General features: G+C 35.9%; 16 protein-coding genes. 11 read left to right on the top strand and 5 right to left on the bottom strand.

Features of this window, described 5'->3' with window-relative positions; all coding sequences use genetic code 11:
* Window positions 1-3 precede the first annotated feature (3 nt).
* On the top strand, window positions 4-1,767 hold the full coding sequence (locus HCX49_RS16525; protein ID WP_168127643.1) for an ABC transporter ATP-binding protein: 1,764 nt from the start codon (window positions 4-6) through the stop codon (window positions 1,765-1,767).
* 100 nt (window positions 1,768-1,867) lie between these two features.
* Here HCX49_RS16525 and HCX49_RS16520 read toward each other — a convergent pair whose 3' ends face one another.
* Window positions 1,868-2,395 (bottom strand): acetyltransferase, encoded by a 528-nt coding sequence (locus tag HCX49_RS16520; protein ID WP_168127642.1) that lies wholly within the window; start codon window positions 2,393-2,395, stop codon window positions 1,868-1,870.
* A gap of 267 nt (window positions 2,396-2,662) precedes the next feature.
* On the opposite strand from HCX49_RS16520, the gene HCX49_RS16515 reads away from it, so the two are divergent.
* Window positions 2,663-3,142, top strand: a complete 480-nt coding sequence (locus HCX49_RS16515; RefSeq protein WP_168127641.1) for a DUF4293 domain-containing protein — start codon at window positions 2,663-2,665, stop codon at window positions 3,140-3,142.
* A 152-nt stretch (window positions 3,143-3,294) separates the two neighbouring features.
* The gene (locus tag HCX49_RS16510) at window positions 3,295-3,762 is read left to right on the top strand and encodes a hypothetical protein (RefSeq protein ID WP_168127640.1); all 468 of its coding nucleotides are present in this window, start codon (window positions 3,295-3,297) and stop codon (window positions 3,760-3,762) included.
* 32 nt (window positions 3,763-3,794) lie between these two features.
* On the opposite strand, the gene HCX49_RS16505 is transcribed toward HCX49_RS16510, so the two are convergent.
* The gene (locus HCX49_RS16505) at window positions 3,795-4,334 is read right to left on the bottom strand and encodes a tetratricopeptide repeat protein (protein ID WP_021192435.1); all 540 of its coding nucleotides are present in this window, start codon (window positions 4,332-4,334) and stop codon (window positions 3,795-3,797) included.
* Window positions 4,335-4,447: 113 nt separating this feature from the next.
* Between HCX49_RS16505 and ung the strand changes: the two genes are divergently transcribed.
* On the top strand, window positions 4,448-5,122 hold the full coding sequence (gene ung / locus HCX49_RS16500; protein WP_168127639.1) for a uracil-DNA glycosylase: 675 nt from the start codon (window positions 4,448-4,450) through the stop codon (window positions 5,120-5,122).
* A gap of 9 nt (window positions 5,123-5,131) precedes the next feature.
* On the opposite strand, the gene HCX49_RS16495 is transcribed toward ung, so the two are convergent.
* Together HCX49_RS16495 and HCX49_RS16490 are read right to left on the bottom strand one after the other, a co-directional pair.
* On the bottom strand, window positions 5,132-6,211 hold the full coding sequence (locus tag HCX49_RS16495; RefSeq protein ID WP_168127638.1) for a DUF6695 family protein: 1,080 nt from the start codon (window positions 6,209-6,211) through the stop codon (window positions 5,132-5,134).
* Window positions 6,212-6,595: 384 nt separating this feature from the next.
* The gene (locus HCX49_RS16490) at window positions 6,596-7,066 is read right to left on the bottom strand and encodes an Lrp/AsnC family transcriptional regulator (RefSeq protein ID WP_021192431.1); all 471 of its coding nucleotides are present in this window, start codon (window positions 7,064-7,066) and stop codon (window positions 6,596-6,598) included.
* Window positions 7,067-7,408: 342 nt separating this feature from the next.
* Here HCX49_RS16490 and sufB point away from each other — a divergent pair, with 342 nt between their 5' ends.
* From sufB to sufD, 3 genes are all read left to right on the top strand, one after another.
* Window positions 7,409-8,860, top strand: a complete 1,452-nt coding sequence (sufB, locus tag HCX49_RS16485; protein WP_021192430.1) for a Fe-S cluster assembly protein SufB — start codon at window positions 7,409-7,411, stop codon at window positions 8,858-8,860.
* Between the two features lie 69 nt (window positions 8,861-8,929).
* Window positions 8,930-9,688, top strand: coding sequence for a Fe-S cluster assembly ATPase SufC (gene sufC / locus HCX49_RS16480; protein WP_021192429.1), 759 nt, complete (start codon window positions 8,930-8,932; stop codon window positions 9,686-9,688).
* A 58-nt stretch (window positions 9,689-9,746) separates the two neighbouring features.
* Entirely contained in the window at window positions 9,747-11,048 is a 1,302-nt protein-coding gene (gene sufD, locus HCX49_RS16475) for a Fe-S cluster assembly protein SufD (protein ID WP_168127637.1), read from the top strand.
* A gap of 78 nt (window positions 11,049-11,126) precedes the next feature.
* Here sufD and HCX49_RS16470 read toward each other — a convergent pair whose 3' ends face one another.
* A complete protein-coding gene (locus HCX49_RS16470) occupies window positions 11,127-11,543 on the bottom strand; it encodes a PH domain-containing protein (RefSeq protein ID WP_165905865.1) in 417 nt (138 codons plus the stop codon).
* Between the two features lie 275 nt (window positions 11,544-11,818).
* On the opposite strand from HCX49_RS16470, the gene HCX49_RS16465 reads away from it, so the two are divergent.
* The 4 genes from HCX49_RS16465 to HCX49_RS16450 all read left to right on the top strand — a co-directional run bounded on the left by HCX49_RS16465 (window position 11,819) and on the right by HCX49_RS16450 (window position 20,631).
* The gene (locus tag HCX49_RS16465; RefSeq protein ID WP_165905864.1) at window positions 11,819-13,156 is read left to right on the top strand and encodes a sensor histidine kinase; all 1,338 of its coding nucleotides are present in this window, start codon (window positions 11,819-11,821) and stop codon (window positions 13,154-13,156) included.
* 159 nt (window positions 13,157-13,315) lie between these two features.
* Window positions 13,316-15,931 carry a zinc-dependent metalloprotease gene (locus tag HCX49_RS16460; protein ID WP_168127636.1) on the top strand — a complete coding sequence of 872 codons (2,616 nt, stop codon included), beginning with the start codon at window positions 13,316-13,318 and terminating at the stop codon, window positions 15,929-15,931.
* A gap of 24 nt (window positions 15,932-15,955) precedes the next feature.
* Complete coding sequence (locus HCX49_RS16455; protein ID WP_168127635.1) at window positions 15,956-19,300, top strand: SusC/RagA family TonB-linked outer membrane protein; 3,345 nt, start codon at window positions 15,956-15,958, stop codon at window positions 19,298-19,300.
* Window positions 19,301-19,311: 11 nt separating this feature from the next.
* Window positions 19,312-20,631 carry a RagB/SusD family nutrient uptake outer membrane protein gene (locus tag HCX49_RS16450; RefSeq protein WP_132769440.1) on the top strand — a complete coding sequence of 440 codons (1,320 nt, stop codon included), beginning with the start codon at window positions 19,312-19,314 and terminating at the stop codon, window positions 20,629-20,631.
* Window positions 20,632-20,695: the final 64 nt, after the last annotated feature.

Raw genomic sequence — 20,695 nt, 5'->3', positions numbered from 1 at the left:
AAAGTGAGTCAAGAGAAAATAGTAGGAAAAACGTATGACGTCAATCTATTACGTCGGATGGTTAAGTATATGAAACCTTATGGTAACATATTCTGGATCTCCGTTGTATTGACCATCTTATTAGCAGCTGTTGCTCCGGCACTGCCGATATTGATCCAATATACCCTGGATAAATATATATTACAGTTTAATACATCCGGACTTAGTTTGATGTTTATTCTGATGATAGTATTGCTCATTGTGCAAACATTGGTACGCTACTATCATACCCTTATGACCAATACGCTCGGACAATCTGTAATTCGTGACATCCGTATTGAAGTTTTTAATCATATCACCAAGCTTAGATTAAAATATTTCGATCAGACACCATTAGGAAAACTGATAACAAGAACCATTTCAGATCTGGAAACCATATCCAATATTTTTTCAGAAGGGTTGATCCAAATTATTGGTGATCTATTGCAGCTCGTAGTTATACTCGGGGTCATGTTTTATACCGACTGGAAATTGACCTTGATTGTTCTCGTGCCGATGCCACTGATGATAGCTGCCACCTATATATTTAAAGAGGCTATGAAATCTGCTTTTCAGGATGTTCGGAAGTGGGTTTCCAATTTAAATACCTTTCTACAGGAGCATATCTCTGGAATGGGCATTATCAAGTACTTTGCCCGTGAAGAACAGGAGATGAATAAATTTAAAGATATCAATGGTCACCATCGGAATGCTCATATTCGTGCCAATTGGTATTTTTCAATATTTTTTCCAGTTTTGGAGATTATCATGGCTATTTCTTTGGGTTTATTGGTGTGGTTTGGAGCCAAGCAGATTTTAGGTGATGTCATCTCAGCAGGGGTCGTGGTCGCTTTTATCATGTATATAAATATGATCTTTCGCCCCATTCGCGAGTTAATAGATAAATTCAATACCCTACAGATGGGTATGGTGAGTGCAGAGCGTATTTTTGAAGTGTTAGATACCGATGAACATACACCGAATGGCGGAGCTTTAGAACCAGCACATGTTCGAGGAGAGATTGAATTTAAAAATGTATGGTTCGCTTATAACGATGAAAATTGGGTTTTACGTGATGTTAGTTTTAAAGTAGCACCTGGAGAAACTTTGGCATTAGTTGGAGCTACAGGAGCAGGAAAATCATCTACTATCAATATTCTGAGCCGGTTCTATGAAATTAATAAAGGTCAGATTTTACTTGATGGGGTTGATATTCGGGAGTATGAATTGAACTTTCTAAGGAAAACAATTGCAACAGTACTTCAGGATGTTTTCTTATTTTCAGATTCTATCTTACATAATATAGATTTGCATGACGAACATATCACACGCGAATCCATCATTTCTGCAGCGAAACAAGTCGGGGCACATGATTTTATTATGAGATTACCAGGTGGGTACGATTATCAAGTGCAGGAAAGAGGGGCTACACTGTCTTCAGGACAAGCACAACTGATTTCCTTTATAAGAGCTTTAGTACATGATCCGCGAATTTTGGTATTGGATGAAGCAACTTCATCAGTCGATACGGAAACAGAAGAACTTATTCAACATGCGATTGATAATTTAATGGTGGGTAGAACAGCAATTGTGATTGCACATCGACTATCGACAATTCAAAAAGCAAATAAGATCATCGTCTTAGAAAAAGGTGAGATCATGGAAGTGGGTACACACCATGAGTTACTAAATATCGATGGCTATTATAAAAAACTGTATGATCTGCAATTCCATTCTGCAGGAATTTGAAAAAGTAAGACCAAAGTAAGGGAAGCTTTCTTTACTTTGGTCTTATTATGTAATAGATGCTTTGCGTCCTCCTGTAAAAATCACCAAAAGAAGACAGTTATTATACAGACATTATATAACTGTTTTTTTCGATTGTCTCTTCTGCAGTGATATGTATATTAGCACTTATTTCAGAACCACTTCCAATTAAAACATTACTTCCAATACTGCTATTAGGGCCAATTGTAACAAAATCTTCAACAATAGTATTGCTTGCAATCACTGCGTTGCTACCAATAACACAATGGTTACCAATTTGAACATCAGGAGCAATGGATGCTCCAGGTAAAATAAGAGTGCCTTTGCCGATATCCGCTCTTTTAGAGACATGCGCTTTAGGATGTATCAGTGAACAGTATTTCCAAAAACAGTTTTCGGAAACAATTCTTTGTCGTAATCCCGAATCGAGAACAGCTACAAATACCATATCTTCTTCCTGATTTATCTCCTCGTGAAGTTCAACCGGATAATCAAAGACATCATTAATAAGCAATGATTTATCAATAAGACCTGCAATATCCAATTTAAGATCTTCTGCAGTTTCGACAGCAACTTTAGCGTGTGCTGTAGCGCCATAAATATATAACATCTCGCAAAAGTAAAAAATACCAAATCAAAAGCAGGAATTAATTGTTATTGTTATGTAATGTGTTATTTTTAAATTAGCAGTTCGCGAATATAGTAGTACAAGTGACCGTTAAGTCTAGTATAATCACATTGCAATACATTTGATTGTAACCCAAACAAAGACAATTTTCAATCTTATCTCCAGCTACAAAAGGGTGTTTGTATCGGAAATATATTGTGTTTGCAATCAAATTTATCTAAGTTTGTCATCAATCAATTTATATAAAAAATGATTCAACGTATTCAAACCATTTATTTGCTGGTAGCCGGACTTGTTTTGTTTGGCTTATTTCTGTTTCCATATGTTCATTATAATGATCTTGTAGGCCTTGGAAAAGATGTAAAAGTAACAGGTATTTATGGAACGTCGGCTGGTTTGCCAACACATGAAACTGGTTTTTATTATATCTTACAGATCATTGCAACGGTAGTAATTGGCCTGTTACCCCTATATACCATCTTCAAATTTAAGAATCGCAAAACTCAGATAAAATTGATTCTTCTGAATATTGTATTGATCATTTTATTAGGCATATGGTTATATGCAAGTGCAAGTGGTCATTTAGTAACGGTAAATCAGTTTTTAGGAGCAGGGACAATTGGTGTCGGCTTCTTTTTATTGCCGATATCCATTATTTTTCTATCCTTAGCATTAGGAGCAATTCGTAAAGATGAAAAATTGATCAAGTCTGCAGATCGATTACGTTAATAAGAAAAACAAGATTTAATATAGAAAGCTATGTATTCAGTACATAGCTTTTTTTAATTTTTAAAAATGAAACCAGCATCTGCATATTCTTCACAAATAGTAGTGAATATGCTCATGCTAGTTTGATTACAGTTAAAAACAGATTATATTCAATGAAAATAATAATAAAAGACCTCGTTATCATATGCATGTTTATTTTATTTGGACAGTTTGTGTATGCACAGTCCGATAAGATAGAAAAGGAGCCATTAGTAGTAGATGAAATTCAAGTTGATGTTAAAAGCGTCCAGATTGATGCTAAATTAAAGACTGCAACCGTAGAGCTTTTTCTTACCTCTTACAATAGAAATGAACGCGAACTTAAATTAAACACTTATGGTACGCAATTGGTTGATGTAAAAGGTAAAAAATATCTGTTCGGAACGCTAAGTCTAGGGAAAATTCTGGTAAAATTAGAGGACAAGCAAAACTACATTAACTATTTAATGAAAATGGATGAACCTGTATTGTTGACCCTAAAAATTGCAAACTGGGGAAAAGAAAAACCAAAAGAATTGATTCTTGTCTTTGAAAACAGTGAAGAAGAAGGTCACTATATAGAAACGGCTGTTCAATTATAATTGAACAGCCGTTTCTATATAAATTTAATAACTTATCTGCTGTATCGAATTTGTTGGCGATCCATCATACCCATCTGATCTTTCATCATTTTGATTTGATCGGCCAATAATTTACTCTTATCTGCTTTTTTAGCTTCCTGTAAATATTTCTCTGCCTCACGCTTATTACGTTTTGCCATTGCTATACCTGCTAAACTAAGTTTTGCTAATGCAATATTGTGATCCATATGAAGACCTAATGTCAATGCCTTTTTGAAATATTTCTCAGCTTGCATAGGAGCACGTTGCGATTCGATCAGGCCGATTAACATATTGTAATAACCATATTGAGCCGGAATTAACTGCTTTTCATAGTTTGTGATTTTATTTAACCATTTTTCAGCTTTTGGCATATCTTGCTTGCGAAGAAACCATTGCGCCAGTAACATATATTCATGGAAGAAAACTGTTACAAATCCGATTATTGTTAAGAATATTCCTAAAATACCCCATCCCCATTGGCCAATCCAAAATAAAGCAACTGTTCCGATTAATAGCACACTGCTAATAATAATTCTTACAAGATTTGACATAAGTCTATATTTAATGTAAATGTATATCGAGTTTAATTTTGCAAATATCCGTTAAATTGTGCGCTAAAGCAACTTGTTTTAGTTGTTATTTTGTAAAATTGTATATTTAGAATATGGGAAAACGTTTTGATAAATCTTGGGAACCGATTTTGGGCCCACTTTTAGGTCAGTCTTATATGGTTGATCTATCTTTTTTTGTGCAACAAGCAAGAGATAATGGACAAGTATTTCCTCCGCAAGATCTAGTATTCAATGCATTTCGATTAACAACTTTTGATTCTCTTAAAGTAGTGATTTTGGGTCAGGATCCTTATCACAACGATGGTCAAGCTCACGGTCTGGCATTTTCGGTTCCAGAGGGTATTGCATTACCGCCATCCTTAAAGAATATTTTTAAAGAATTGGAAACAGATATTTTGGACTTTAAAATTCCGAAATCAGGAGATTTATCGTATTGGGGCAAACAGGGAGTTTTATTATTGAATGCTACTCTTACAGTCAATGCACATCAAGCAGGGTCACATCAGAAAAAAGGTTGGGAAAAGTTCACAGATCAGGTTATTCAGGCAATTTCAGAAAATAAGGAAGCTGTAGTCTTTTTATTGTGGGGTGCATATGCACAGAAAAAGGCGAGCCTAATAAACGCTCAGAAACATTTGGTTTTGACAGCAGTACATCCATCACCTTTATCTGTTTATCGTGGGTTTTTCGGATGCAGGCATTTTTCTCAGACAAATGTCTTCTTACAGCAACGTGGAGAAAAACCGATTGACTGGAAATTGATCTAGCTATCCATCTCAAGCAGTCATAACTTCCGCTAGTAACGATTGCAGTTCTTGAGTAGAAATATGATGGAGATGATTTATTTTGATTTTTCGTTGCTTATAAAGCACATGTGTCATTTGAAGATGGCTGTCATAAGTTATTTTTAGATCTTGCAAACACGTTATTCTTTCTTCAATCTCACCGATAATCGCATATTCAAAAGTGCCGATTATGGTAAACCGCTGTATGAGCAACTGATTGTTTCTAAGCAACGATAGATCAAACCAGGCTCCTTCACCAACGCCACCGAGATATTGAGAACTCTCAGGGATATGAAGCGGTTTATGTTTAGATAACATGCTTCCGATACTGATGTCTTCAGGGAGTAAAGCAGCCTGTTTGCTGTATACGTTTTCACTTAGCTTTTTAATTAAGAATAAGAGTGATTGAACGCGAGACATTCTGAAATTCTGCAATCCATATTCTGGAGAATAACGGTAAATCATTTTGTTCTCAGCAGAATTGACAATATTGCTGATCGGACTAGCTTTAATAGTTTCCGGAAAATTAATTGGATGGGACCAGCAAAATTGGCGTGAAGAAGCAAACAGTAGCCGTGTAATGAAACGGGAGCAGTTATTGTTTCCTTTTGCCACTGCTCCGTAAGGATAGGAACCTTTCTGTACCCATTTATCTGCAAATGCTTTTGCATGGTCAAAGTTAAGTCCTTTGACAATAGAGAAGAAAAGTTCACCACTTCCCTGCATAGCAGGTTTCATATCTTCAAAATGAGCAACGATAGCCTCTAAATTTGAAATCTCCCCATTGTTGAACGTCGCTTTGATACTGATTGATAAAAGAGGGTCTGATTCCTTTGATCTTGTTCGTCCATAACCTCGCGGGGAGATATATCTGCCAAAATCATAATAAAACAAATCGCCTGTTTTTGAGGAAATGATAACAACACCAGTATGTCCAACCTTAAAATTTAAATTCTTAACGATCCCTATTTTTTTGAAAAACATCATCCATTTTTCATCACCTCTTATTGTGGCATCTGGCCAAGAAAGAATAAGTGCAAAATCAGGATATGGTGTAATAGTATCTGTCATAACTGTCTTGTAAAGATAATAAATATAATTTATTGCCTTCTCTAATGCTGTCACATGCGAAAAATAGTAATTATGAATAACTATTTTTTCACAGTTTTATTTATGATAAATTCATTATCAACACGTAACCTTAATCTACTTTTATCAGTCAAGTATATTAGAAAGAATATGGTATATCAATTATAGTAGTTGTCAAGTAATGAATGGAAAGCAAAATAACTGGTACTAAAATCGAGCCGATTTTTAAGTGGGACAGCAGATTTTTCGCTAAAGTGAAAATCCCTAAGACAGATCATAAAGGAAGTAATCCAAAATAGGGATGTATATATACGATGAAGAACATTGCCCATCAGCAGCAAGCAAAATGGACAATGTATTTATTCATTAATATTCCAAAGGAATAATAGGTTCTTTTTTACTTGTGGACATTATCATCATGGTCTGGAAAGTTTTTACAAACGGAATCTTAGCTATTTTTTCCATAATTACAGCTTCATATGCTTTAATATCCTTAACATATACTTTAAGCATGAAATCACAGCTTCCTGTTACGTGGTGACATTCAGTTACTTCTGGAATCATTTTAACTGCTGCCACAAATTCTGGGATAGCATTGTGTGTGTGAAAATCCAACGATATTTGTATGAAAGATTTGATTCCTAATCCTAATTTTTCTTCATCAACAAATGCGTGGTAGCTCTTTATAAATCCCGAATTTTCAAGTTTCCGTACTCGTTCCAATGTTGGAGCGGGCGAAAGTCCGATGCTTGAAGCTAGTTGCAGGTTGGTGATACGTCCGTTCTCCTGTAATAATTTTAGGATTTTTAAATCTGTTTTATCTGGCAAAAATGGCATATTCAACTATTTTTATTGGTGATATTCTGTAAATATACACAATTGTTCCAAATTTAATTTGGTGTTGTAGTGTGTTTTTGATTTTTAATTTTTTGTATAATCAAAAACAATATTTTAAACCATATGATATAGATTTTTGTTATGGTGAATCATTTGTTTGTAAAAAAAGAGCTACCTGTTAAGCTTAGAGTGCGTAAAAAGTGACATTCGTCACTTTTTTTATCAAAATGGGCGCTTAAACTACTAAAAGTAACGTTTTATTGACATGTAAATCGTAACTTTGTCGTTCAGAAGATTGTGGGTTTTACCTGAATGCAATTTTTTAAACCGTGAGAGCGAACTATGAGTACTAAAGACGACGATTTACTAAAAGAGCTGGAGCTCGAAGAATATAAATACGGGTTCACAACAGACATCGAAATGGAATTTGCGCCGATTGGTCTTACAGAAGACACCGTGCGTTTTATTTCAGCTAAGAAAAACGAGCCTGAATGGTTATTGGAATGGAGATTAAAAGCATTCCGTCATTTTCAGACCTTAAAAATGCCGAAATGGCAAAATTTCGAAACACCAGAGGTTGATTTTCAAGGCATTTCCTATTATGCGGCGCCAAAGGCAAAACCGCAATTGAACAGTTTAGATGAAGTAGACCCTGAGTTATTGTCTACATTCGCTAAGCTTGGAATTCCTTTGGACGAGCAGAAAATTTTGGCAGGTGTAGTTGCCGTAGATGCTGTATTTGATTCAGTATCTGTGAAAACAACTTTCCGTGAAAAATTAAAAGAACAAGGTGTTATCTTTTGTTCTTTCGGTGAAGCTGTTCAAGAGCACCCTGAATTGGTTAAAAAATATTTAGGATCAGTTGTTCCTCAAACAGATAATATTTACGCCGCATTAAATTCAGCAGTATTCTCTGATGGATCTTTCGTTTACATTCCGAAAGGCGTTCGTTGCCCAATGGAATTGTCTACTTATTTCCGTATCAACGCACAAAATACAGGTCAATTTGAACGTACATTAATTGTTGCTGAAGAAGGCGCTTATGTCTCCTATTTAGAAGGTTGTACAGCTCCTATGCGCGATGAAAATCAATTGCACGCAGCAGTAGTCGAATTAATTGCAGAAAAAGACGCTGAAATAAAATATTCTACCGTTCAAAACTGGTATCCTGGTGATAAAGACGGTAAAGGTGGTATCTTCAACTTCGTTACAAAACGTGGTATTTGTAAAGGTGATAATAGCAAAATTTCCTGGACACAAGTAGAAACTGGGTCAGCAATTACATGGAAATATCCCGGTGTCATCTTAAAAGGCGATAATTCAGTTGGTGAATTTTATTCGGTAGCAATGACACGTAATATGCAAGTCGCAGATACAGGTACCAAGATGATTCACATCGGAAAAAACACCAAATCAAAGATTATTTCTAAAGGTATTTCTGCAGGCAAAAGCCACAACAGTTACAGAGGTTTGGTGAAAATCGGACCAAATGCAGATAACGCAAGAAACTTTACACAATGTGACTCCTTACTAATCGGAGACCGTTGTGGTGCACATACGTTCCCTTATATTGAAAATCGTAATAATACAGCAACTTTAGAACATGAGGCTACCACTTCAAAAATAGGAGAAGATCAAGTCTTTTACCTCAATCAACGTGGTATCGATTCGGAGAAGGCAGTAGGGTTAATTGTCAATGGTTACGCAAAGGAAGTATTAAACCAGTTACCGATGGAATTTGCTGTTGAAGCACAGAAGTTGTTGGCGATTTCGTTAGAAGGTTCAGTAGGATAGATAAAAAAATAGTTGCAACCAGAGTACTTGTTTAAAGTACCATGCGCAATACACAATACTAATAAAGAAATGTTAAGTATAAAAAATTTACACGCGTCTGTAGACGGCAAACAAATTTTAAAAGGTTTAAATCTTGAAGTAAAAGCAGGTGAGATTCATGCAATCATGGGTCCCAATGGTGCTGGTAAAAGTACTTTAGGAAATGTTTTAGCTGGTCGTGATGCGTACGAAGTGACAGAAGGTGAAGCTTTATTGGACAACGTTGATCTATTGGATTTATCTCCAGAAGATCGTGCTCGTGAAGGGCTGTTCTTAGCTTTCCAATATCCAATTGAAATACCAGGAGTATCGAACATTAACTTCTTGAAAACAGCAGTTAACGATATTCGTGCATATAAAGGTCTGCCTCCAATGGAAGCAAAAGAATTCTTAAAAACAGTGAAAGAAAAGCAACAGTTGGTAGAATTCTCTGCGAACTTGGCTAACCGTTCATTGAATGAAGGATTCTCAGGTGGTGAGAAAAAAAGAAATGAGATCTTCCAGCTGGCCATGTTAAATCCTAAATTATCTATTTTGGATGAAACAGATTCAGGTTTGGATATCGATGCTTTACGTATCGTAGCAAATGGTGTTAATCAATTGCGTTCTAAAGATAATGCTTTCGTAGTTATCACGCATTACCAACGTCTTTTAGATTATATCGTGCCAGATGTTGTTCACGTATTATACAACGGACGTATTGTAAAATCTGGTCCTAAAGAATTAGCTTTAGAATTAGAAGAAAAAGGTTACGATTGGTTAAAAGAATTAGACGCACAAAACGCATAATTACACAAATCTTGTGAAAGAATAGAGGTGTTAATTAGCGATTTGATTAAAATATAAAATGAATACATTAGTTTCAGAATCATTACTTCAACAAGTGTTGAGCAATTTTCAAGAGCAAGTAGCGGAGCCTACTTTTTTGTCGGCAATACGTCAGCAAGCTTTTGATCGCTTCTCAGCAGTTGGCTTTCCAACGGTGAAAGACGAAGAGTGGAAATATACCAATATTCATAAGCTTATCGATCAATCATATGTATTGAATTCGGATGTGGATATTGAAGGATTAGATTTTAGTGCCGGTGAAATTCCAAATTTGGATGCACACCGCATTGTGTTGGTTAACGGTCAATACATGCTGTTATTCTCTTCTTTAGAAGAAGAAAAAGGCCTTATCGTGAAAACGATGGAGGATGCTGTAGAAGAACCTGCTTTTCAAGCGCATTTTGCACAACATGCAGACAAAACTAGTAATCCTTTCGTAGCATTGAATACAGCTGGTTTTACAAATGGTGTTTTTATTGCACTTGCAAAAAATACAATTTTATCTAAGCCGATCCATATTATCCATGTTGCGACAGGTACAGAAGATTTCTTTTCACAGACACGTAATTTAATCGTGCTGGAAGCAAATGCTGAAGCAGAGATTATCGAGTCTTATATGACTGTTGCTGGTGCCGCTAAAAACATTCAAAATAAAGTATCAGAGATCATTGTCAAAGAAAATGCTAAAATGCAACATTACTATTTGCAAGTAGCGGAATCTGCGAGTAATTATTTCAATCATACGGAAGTATATCAAGAGAAATATAGCTTATACAATAACTATAACTGTAATTTTCCTGGAGCAGCTTTTATAAGAAATAATATCAACGTACGTCTTGACGCTGAAAATGTGGAAAGCCACTTATACGGTATCAACTTGACAGATGATAAACAGTTGGTCGATAACCACACAGAAGTGGATCATATGAAACCACATTGTGAATCTTACGAATGGTATAAAAATATTACGCAGGGAGAATCTGCAGCTGTTTTTAATGGTAAGATTTTCGTACGTGAGGATGCTCAAAAAACAAATGCATTTCAGCAAAATAATAACTTGTTGATCTCAGATAAATCTGCAGTTTATACGAAGCCTCAGCTTGAAATTTTTGCTGATGATGTGAAGTGTTCACACGGTTGTACAATTGGACAATTTGATAACGATGCCCTATTTTATTTAAGAGCTAGAGGTATTGGTGAAGAAGCTGCTCGTATCTTATTGGTACATGCATTTGCATTTGATGTAACGACTCGTTTCTCGAATGAGGTTGTTCGTCAATATGTCGAAGAATTAGTTGAAGAAAACTTAACTAGTAAATAGGTTAACTTCCTAGGTGCAATAAAATACTAGGTGCAATAAAATAAAAGCGTTTGAGCTCTAATTCAAACGCTTTTATTTCTAAATAATTTCAAGATCTGGATTTACTTTTAGTAATTCTTGTATAAATGAATCCTCAGAACGAGGATTTACAAAAACATCATCATATTTATTGAAATGTATTACTAAACCCTTCTGGTAAGGATTTAAAAAAGGGTAGATTCCTCTGATTTGATTTCGCTCTATTTTTCTAATTGTACTAATGGGGATTGTTTTTTTTTCTAAAAAATTGTTTAGCTGAAGAAATTCATTTGTAATATGATATTTTGGAGATATAAACATAGCATACCAGATAAATCCAAGCAATGAAGTTGATAATAGTGCTCCCAGAAAAAGTCCTTTATTAATACTTCCGTAGGAATTGAAAACAAATAAGGTAAGGATAATAAGTAACCAGACATAAGTTCCTTTACCAATTTTAGGGTGATAACTTTTCATAATCATTGTTTTTTGGCTTTAATTCCTTTAATATAGTGATTTTTTCACTTTTCTACAAGTATTAGTATTGCGCTTGATGCTTAATATATAATTTTAAACTTTGTAAGTTTTTAGGCTCTTTGTTGATGAATAAATATATAACTTCATTTTATTTTAAACGTAATCGATTTATAATCTTAGGGTTATCGCTATTTGTGATAGTTTCGATCTACGTCTTGATGTTTCGAGTCATTGACCATAGGTTACACACTTTAAACAAGAGGATTTTAAAAGAGATGTCATTTGAGAAATCACAATTAGTCCAAAAAGAATTCGATGATTTTGATTGTGTTTTCCATTTGATGGGGCTTGCTGCTGATGAAGGACAGCAAAAATTTATGAATAAACTGATTGATCAAGACAGTGTGCGACAGTTTCTCATTGCCTACACATATTGGAGATCTGATGGTCTTAATTTTTCAAAAAGTCTGGAATGGTATGCCGATCCGAAGGCCGTAGATCCCGTGATTAAGAGTACAGCATTACCAGAAGATTTCAGAAAAACAAAATTTATTAAAAGTGAAAAAGGGATGTATTTACATGTTTATGTCCCAACCGATGAGGGAATTCTTCAGCTGACACTAGATCTGCATAAACTGAACGCTTATTTTTGGGCTGGAAATCCAGGAACCCGGGCATATTTTGAAGTATATGATGCCAATGGAATATGTTTGATTTATCCTGATGAAAAACAAATAGGAAAAAAAAGAATAAAGAGCTGGAAGCAATATCCTGTGAAAAATAATCTGGTCATGTCAGACTATATTCTGATGGAAGTTCTGTTGGATGAATATAAATTCAAAGGAACATTTGAAAATAATCGATTATTTGTGAATGTGCTATTGATGCTGACAGAAGATGATGTACGTGATATTAGTAACAAGACATTCCTTCTAGGTGCTATAGGTATTGCTACCATGTTATTTTTTATGTTTTTGCTTGACATTCAAAATAGAAAAGCGAAGCGATTGCGGCTAAAAAATCTGGAATATCAAAAAGAAGATGCTTTGCTTCGCTTTGAAAATTTGAAACGGAAAGTAGATCCACATTTTCTGTTTAATGCTTTGGGATCCCTACAGCAATTAATTGGCAAAGATCCGGCTCAAGCAAAAGTTTTTGTTGGGAAGATGGCAAAAGTATACCGGAAGTTTTTAAGTGGTGATGAGTCAGGTCTAGCAACGATAAGAGAAGAATTGGCACTTGCAGAGGAATATTTTTTCATGCAAAAAATACGTTTTGGAGATACCTTAAGTCCATTGAAAATCAACGTCACTCCAGAGGTCATATCTTTATTTATTCCGAAATTCAGTTTGCAGATTTTAATTGAAAATGCCATCAAACACAATGAACTTCGTAAGGAGCAGCCATTATCAATTACGATTGAAGAGCAGGAAGGAAGATTGGTCGTTCGTAATACTGTATTGTTCAAAAACCCGGATATGGACGCCGCAGGTTATGGAACCAAAATGATAGCACATGTTTACGATTTTTACCAGGTACAAGGGTTTGAAATCCAGTATCATGATGCTGATTTTATTGTATATCTACCATTCATCCATATTGACAGTCGATAAAGATAAAATAATAATTTTAGAGCACTGGACTATTTCTTCCAGTAAAACTGCGGATTCACTCCTGAAATTCACGCCTTCACTCGGATTCGCTTTTTGGAACCATAATATATTGGCATCTTCACCACCCTATATCTATGAGTCCTATTTTAATTTAAACAAATGAATAATCTGCCTTTCAAAAGAAATTCAGCATTAGCAAGCTTTGGTTTCTTTTCTATTTTCATTCTCAATTCTTGTCAGCTGCTCAGTCCTCTAGGCTTAGGTAAAAAGAAAGATGTTGTCGCTGATTCCACAAAAAAGGATTCTGCTTTAGTTTACGACAAGTTTCTAAAAAATGCCAAAATTGATAGCGGGATTTTTAATGTTATTAATAAAGAGAAAGATTTCTTTTTCGAAATACCGGTTGAGAAACTGGATAAAGACTTTTTGTTGATCAATAAAATCTCTTCTGTACCCTTAGCTTTGAATGAAGCAGGTTTAAATAAGGGTATGAATTATGAAAATAAAGTAATACGTTTCTCCCTAAAAAAAGCGCGGAAAGAGATTTGGGCAAGTGAGCTCAAACCTCAGGTAGAAGTACCTAAAGAAGATGCGATAGCACGCTCAGTCGCCGATAATTTTACAGCATCTTTTATTGAATCATTTAAAATTGAAGGCTATAATAAAGATTCATCGTCAGTAATTATCAAAATAAATAAAGTATTTGATGGAACTGAGAAAAGTTTTAATGATGTATTTACCAATATTGGATTAGGTACTTCTCCTAAAACTGCATTATCATTGATCGATCAGATGAAATCATTTGATAACAACATCGTGATTCGCTCCATATTATCTACACGTGTCACCGAAGGGAATGAATCTATTCCAATCAGTTTAACCATCACTAGTAATATATTAGAATTGCCTAAAGATGCAATGAAGCCACGTTTCTCAGATCCTAGGGTAGGTTATTTTACTACTCCACGCTGGTATTTTTCAGATAAGCAGCAAGAAATGGAGAAAAGAGAACTGGTAACACGCTGGCGGTTAGAGCCACGTGAAGAAGATGTGGAACGTTATTTAGCGGGCGAACTGGTTGTTCCAAAGAAACCAATAGTTTTCTACATTGATCCAGCTACTCCACAGCAATGGCGTAAACAAATTATCGAAGGAGTGCACGATTGGCAAAAAGCCTTTGAAGAGGCCGGTTTTAAAGATGCCATCATTGCAAAAGAAGTTCCAAAAGGAATGGACTTTGATATCGATGATGCAAATACATCAGCCATCACTTATGCAGCTTCTCCACAGGCCAATGCGATGGGACCATCAGTTGTTGATCCACGTACCGGTGAGATTTTAGAAGCAGATGTAATCTGGTGGCATAATGTAATGACTGCTTTAAATACCTGGATGCGTGTACAGACAGGAACGATCGATCCATCTGTTCGCGGTAACGTGTTCTCCGATGAGAAAATGGCACATGCCATCCGCTTTGTATCATCACACGAGATTGGACATACATTAGGATTGAAGCATAATATGGGATCGTCTTTTAGTTTCCCTGTAGATTCATTGCGTTCAGCTTCCTTTACACAGAAGATGGGAGGGACAGCAACATCCATTATGGATTATGCCCGCTTTAATTATGTGGCACAACCAGAAGATCAAGTACAGGCTATTACGCCAGTGATTGGTTTATATGATAAGTATGCAATTGCCTGGGCCTACCGTTGGTATCCAAATAAGACTGCCTGGGATGAACTTCCATTGCTAAAAAAAGAAATTGAATCGAAGCAGGACAATCCTTACTATTGGTACGGAGAGCAACAGGACCCTAAAAATACAGTTGATCCAAGATCGCAGTCAGAAGATTTAGGAGACAATGCCATGCTTGCTGGTACATATGGGTTGAAAAATCTGAAACGTATCATGCCACAGATCATTAACTGGACGACTACTTCAGGTCAGGATTACTATAAAGCAGGTAAATTATATATGGCTGTTATTGGTCAGTGGTATGCTTATGCAGATCATGTTTCCAACAATATCGGTGGTATCTATCTCAATAATCCTGTTTTAGGTGACGGTAAAGACGCATATGCACCAGTGCCACGCCAGAAACAGGTAGAAGCATTAGCTTACTTAAAAGAAAACGTTTTCACTTTGCCAGAGTGGTTGTTCCGAAAAGAATTGATGACAAAAACATTTCCATTAAAAGATAGTCCAGTAGGTTCTTTCGAATATGCGCCTTATACATTAAAAAGAGAATTTCAATACAGCTTATTATATAATTTACTTCAAGATCAGCGCTTATTGCGCATGACCGAGATGGAACTACTTTTCGGACGTGCTCAAGCGTGGAGTGTAGAGGAATTTCTGAAAACATTACGTCAGGAGATATTTGCAAAAACTTTAAAAAAGCAAAACTTAGATATTGATGCCCGTATGTTGCAGCAGAACTATATCGATATATTATTGGTAACCAATAATAAAAGTATGGATAAGTTGAATACGAAAAAATTGTCTTTTGTAGATCAATTTATGAAAGTGGCTAAACCAGCGTTCTGTCCGATACATGCAACAGCACATACTAATTCTGATGAACATGATTTACGCAATGTGCATGTTTCAGGTATGAGCAGAACATCTGAAATGCTGACCGTGAAGCGAGCGGAATTAATCCAGATACAGAAGTTGTTGAAAGCAGCGCAGTCTTCAGGAGATTTTACCACTCAGGCACATTATCAGGACCTGTTAATGCGGATCAATAGTTCGTTAAATGTGAATAATTAACAAAAATCTATATATAAAAAACAAATGAACAAATTCTTACTCTTTGTCATCTTTTCTTGCGTGCAACTTACTTCGTATGCACAAGAAACGATAACCCTAAAGGGAAAAGTGTTGGATAGCAAAACACAAACACCGATATTAGGTGCTACAGTTTTTATTGAAAGCACAGCAGTAGGGGAATCTACGGGCGTAGTTGGTCAAATACAACAATCTGCATTGGGAGCAGTGACCGACAATGCTGGTAATTTTACGCTAACTGTACCGACGGACGTTAAATATTTTACGGTTTCCTTTGTAGGGTACCAAAATAAGCAAGTCCAGGTAGCAAAGGTATACAACACGATCTTTTTGGAGGCAACAGATAATGCTCTTGATGAAGTGATCGTAACAGGGTATACCAATATCAGTAAGGTCAAAAACACGACCGCTTATAATAAGCTGAAATTAGATGATATCAAGCAAACCGGTGTGTCTAGTGTTGACCAATTACTGGAAGGACAGGTAGCAGGTTTACAATTAAGCAATCTTAATGGTGGACCAAACAGTGCACCAAAGATTCGTATCCGCGGTACCGTATCCTTAAATGGAACACAAGATCCACTATGGGTAATTGATGGTTTACCGATCGAAGGAACTGCATTGCCCAATACTTTCGATAAAGATAATTTGAACAATCTGTCGAATTTACCGATTGCAGGTATCAATCCAGATGATATTGCGGATATTACCGTATTGAAAGATGCCGCGGCAACTTCAATTTATGGCGCTAGAGCTGCCAATGGTGTTATCGTCATTACAACTAAAAAAGGTAAAAAAGGACCTACACAGGTTTCTGTATCGGCAAATAGTTTCGTTACGCAAAAACCTGATTTTACGAAACTCAACCTGATGAACGCATCAGAAAAGGTTGAGTTTGAATTAGGGATGGCCAATCGTTCGGATTTGACTTACCGTACTAACCAAGGCGCTATTGCTCGGTTGTTGAGTGCTAATAATGAATTAGATTCTTATCGTAAATTTGGTATAACGGGCCTTTCTAAAACAACACAAGATGCGATCAGTCAATTGCGCAGTCAGAGTCATAACTGGGGAGATGAATTGTACCGTACTGCATTAAATCAGCAATATACAGCAGCAATATCTGGAGGATCTGATGGACATGATTTTTATTTATCAGGTGGATTCTATGATGAACAAGCAGCTACCAAAGGGGTCGGAATGCGTCGTTATTCATTGACTTTAAATAATAACTTTAAGATCAGTAATAAGCTAAAGGCTGGTATCAATTTATTGGGATCATCTACAGATCGTAATAATTTCATTCAGGATCGTGATGCATTTACAAACCCCAATACCTATGCACGGACAGTTAACCCATATTTGACGCCAAGAGACGCACAGGGTAATTATGTGTATGACCAAGATATCGTAGGCTATGAAAGAGATACCTATATTCCTTTCAATGCTCTAGAAGAACGTGCAAATACAAATTATAATTTGAATAACAAAAGCTTAAAAGCGATTGCAAATTTAACCTATCAGATTTTGCCATCGTTATCTTTACGTACTGAACTGGGTTTGCAATTTGAAGAGTCAGGCACAGAGCGTTTCGCTGACAAGGAAAGTTATAATACAAGAAAGTTTAGGGCACAAACACGTTATTATGATAGTGCTTCAAAAACAAATAAGTATTTTTTGCCTGATGGCGGGCAAATCCAGAATGATAAGAACAGTATTTTTCAATACAACTGGAAATCTTTTGCTCAATACAACTTGAAATTCGATGATCACCATGATATTGAAATCATGGCAGGTACGGAGTTGAGAAGATCTAAAAATACGGGTATAATGACACGCGGTTTTGGTTACAATCCAAAAACATTGACAACTCAGCCTATTTTGTTCCCATCTAGTAATTATGCGACTGATAAAAAATATCAGCAATATGTTAAAACAATAGGTGAATCTTCTTATGCATCATTTTATGCAAATGCTTCATATAGTTATGATCGTAAATATAATATATATGGTAGTATCCGTTACGATGGCTCCAATATGTTTGGTGTAGATCCTAAATATAGATTCTTACCCATCTGGTCACTATCGGGATCATGGAATGCAAAAGAAGAAGATTTCTTGAAAGATCAGGAATGGGTTTCTAATCTGAAATTTCGTGGTTCTTACGGTATACAAGGTAATATTGATCGTAATTCATATCCATTTATTATCGGTACATATAGTAATGGATCTATGTTGCCTGGAAATAACGAAGAAAGCATTGTTGTTGACATGCCTGCTAATGATAAATTACGTTGGGAGCGTACACAGTCCTGGAATGCAGGTTTTGATTTCGGAATTCTAAAAAATAGAGTACAGTTTACGGTTGATTATTATAATCGTTTATCGACAGATCTAATTGGTACAAGTCAATTGCCATTAGAAAATGGATTCCCGAATGTATCACGCAACTGGGCATCTGTTAGCAATGATGGTATTGAATTCTCAGTTAATAGCCAAAATATCGTGCGTGATCGTTTCTCTTGGTCGACAGATTTTAATATTGCACATAACCGTAATAAGTTGAAACGTGTGATGGCAGATCCGACAGCTTACAATGTAGATGCGCGTGCAGGTAATCCGATCAATGCGATGTATGAAATTGAGACAGCTGGTTTGGATGCTGATGGTTTGCCTCAGTTCTACAACGATCAAGGAGCTGTCGTATCATATGAAGATTACTTTCAATTGTTTGATCCCTATGCAGATATGGCGCCGGGTCTTTTTGTAAATTCATCGATGAATAACAATGAATATCAGAATAAATTTAAATACAAAGGTAGTATGGACCCTAAATTTGTTGGTGGTATGACAAACAGGTTCCGCTATGCTAATTTTGATCTAGCTGTTTCAGTTGTATTTAATATTGACCAATGGATGAGACGTAGTCCAACTTATAATCCAGCCATTGTAGATCGCGGATCCAATTATACAAAAGATGTACTGCAGGCATTGACTCCAGGCTCAAAAGATTTTATTGCAATAGGTTCGACAAGCGCTGAAGCGAGTGATCGCTGGATGGCCTACAGCTGGATGGATGGTAACGATCCATCAAATGCTTTTAAATATTTAGATATCTGGTCTAAAAAGATGAGTTATTTACGTGTCAATAGCATCCGTTTAGGTTATACTTTGCCAAAATCAGTAGCAAATAAAATTCAGGCATCTAATATCCGATTTAATATAGAAGGACGTAACCTGTTTGTTTTTGGTAATAATTATGATGGATATTTTGATCCGGAAACGTTTGGTAATAACTATGCACAACCCATCTCCAAATCATTTGCTTTTGGTTTAACAGCATCATTTTAATTAAGATATCCATGAAAAAGAATTTATTATATATAGGATTGTTAGTTGGTGGGCTTTTAAGCACTTCTTGCAATAAATACTTAGATATACAACCAGTAGGAACTGTTGTTCCTACTACAGAAGCTGATTTTAGAGCTTTGATGTTTAGTGGCTATAAAGTTTATCCAGAACACAAATCATACTTAAACTTACGTACAGACGAGTTGTTATTGGATGAATTTTCTACCGATCTGGCAACATTGAAAGATCTTTATCTATGGAATGATCAAAATCCTGATCGCAATACTCAATCCATGGCTTGGGAAACGCTCTTTAAAAGTATTTTCTATGCCAATCACATCATTGCAGAAGCTAAAGACAAAGCAGGAGATACAGATGCTGTAAAGCAAATCCGTGCAGAAGCCTATTTGTTACGTGCTTATGCGCACTTTGAATTATTAAATACCTACGCTGATAATTATAATGCTGCAACAGCTGCAACAGATCGTGGCGTACCGATTTCGATAAAAGTAGACTTGGAGCAATTGTTTGCGCCAGCAACAGTAGAAAAAGTATATGCCCAGATTCTGCAGGATATGGAAGACGCATCTGCTTTATTACAAGTTCAAGATCAGGCGACCAACGTAAAATACAGATTCAGCCGTCGTGCTTACGAAGCCTTTGAAGCACGTTTAAGATTATATCGTGGCGAATGGGAACTTGCAACCAAAGCTGCCGATAAAGGATTAGCGATTAATGCGAATCTAGAAAATTTAAACGAAGTCGGTTCAAAATTACCAAATGATTTTGAATCCAAAGAGATGATTCAGGCATGGGAAGAGGTAGGAAAAACGAATGTTTCTCGCTCAACTTATATTAGTCCATCTTTTATGGCTAAGTATAAAGCGGGAGATTTACGTGTTAATCGTTATTTTCAAAAATTAGGAAGTGACTATGTATCTAAAAAAGGGGGAGATAACCGCTTTAATGTCACGTTTAGAAATGCAGAGTTATATTTAATTAAAGCGGAAACAGCAGCGAGATTGGGACAAAAAGAACAAGCTATTGCAGCTTTGACTACGCTATTAAAAAATAGATTGACCGCAAGTGCTTTTACAACAGCTCAAGTAAAATTGGCAACCCTATCTAATGCTGAACTGATTATGTTTATACTAGATGAGCGTGCTCGAGAACTTGCTTTGGAAGGATTGCGTTGGTACGATTTAAAACGTACAACACGACCTGAAATTGTACATAGCTATCAGTCTAAAGACTATACTTTAATTCAAAATGATCCACGTTATGTCATTCGTTATCCTAAAGAAGCGATATCAAATAATCCAGATTTATAAAATTAGAGCAATTTCATAAATTCCGATCCCCATTCTCGAAAGAATGGGGATTTTTTTTTAAATT

It is taken from the genome of Sphingobacterium sp. B16(2022), from assembly GCF_012030425.1.
Lineage (GTDB): Bacteria > Bacteroidota > Bacteroidia > Sphingobacteriales > Sphingobacteriaceae > Sphingobacterium > Sphingobacterium anhuiense.
The sequence above is the reverse complement of the archived record's forward strand: the minus strand, read 5'-3'. Positions and strand labels throughout refer to the sequence as shown.

Bases quoted from the DNA above. Each gene is read 5' to 3' on its own strand.
- HCX49_RS16520 (WP_168127642.1), bottom strand. From the start codon at position 2,395: ATGTTATATATTTATGGCGCTACAGCACACGCTAAAGTTGCTGTCGAA.
- HCX49_RS16515 (WP_168127641.1), top strand. From the start codon at position 2,663: ATGATTCAACGTATTCAAACCATTTATTTGCTGGTAGCCGGACTTGTT.
- HCX49_RS16510 (WP_168127640.1), top strand. From the start codon at position 3,295: ATGAAAATAATAATAAAAGACCTCGTTATCATATGCATGTTTATTTTA.
- HCX49_RS16505 (WP_021192435.1), bottom strand. From the start codon at position 4,334: ATGTCAAATCTTGTAAGAATTATTATTAGCAGTGTGCTATTAATCGGA.
- ung (WP_168127639.1), top strand. From the start codon at position 4,448: ATGGGAAAACGTTTTGATAAATCTTGGGAACCGATTTTGGGCCCACTT.
- HCX49_RS16495 (WP_168127638.1), bottom strand. From the start codon at position 6,211: ATGACAGATACTATTACACCATATCCTGATTTTGCACTTATTCTTTCT.
- HCX49_RS16490 (WP_021192431.1), bottom strand. From the start codon at position 7,066: ATGCCATTTTTGCCAGATAAAACAGATTTAAAAATCCTAAAATTATTA.
- sufB (WP_021192430.1), top strand. From the start codon at position 7,409: ATGAGTACTAAAGACGACGATTTACTAAAAGAGCTGGAGCTCGAAGAA.
- sufC (WP_021192429.1), top strand. From the start codon at position 8,930: ATGTTAAGTATAAAAAATTTACACGCGTCTGTAGACGGCAAACAAATT.
- sufD (WP_168127637.1), top strand. From the start codon at position 9,747: ATGAATACATTAGTTTCAGAATCATTACTTCAACAAGTGTTGAGCAAT.
- HCX49_RS16470 (WP_165905865.1), bottom strand. From the start codon at position 11,543: ATGAAAAGTTATCACCCTAAAATTGGTAAAGGAACTTATGTCTGGTTA.
- HCX49_RS16465 (WP_165905864.1), top strand. From the start codon at position 11,819: ATGTCATTTGAGAAATCACAATTAGTCCAAAAAGAATTCGATGATTTT.
- HCX49_RS16460 (WP_168127636.1), top strand. From the start codon at position 13,316: ATGAATAATCTGCCTTTCAAAAGAAATTCAGCATTAGCAAGCTTTGGT.
- HCX49_RS16455 (WP_168127635.1), top strand. From the start codon at position 15,956: ATGAACAAATTCTTACTCTTTGTCATCTTTTCTTGCGTGCAACTTACT.
- HCX49_RS16450 (WP_132769440.1), top strand. From the start codon at position 19,312: ATGAAAAAGAATTTATTATATATAGGATTGTTAGTTGGTGGGCTTTTA.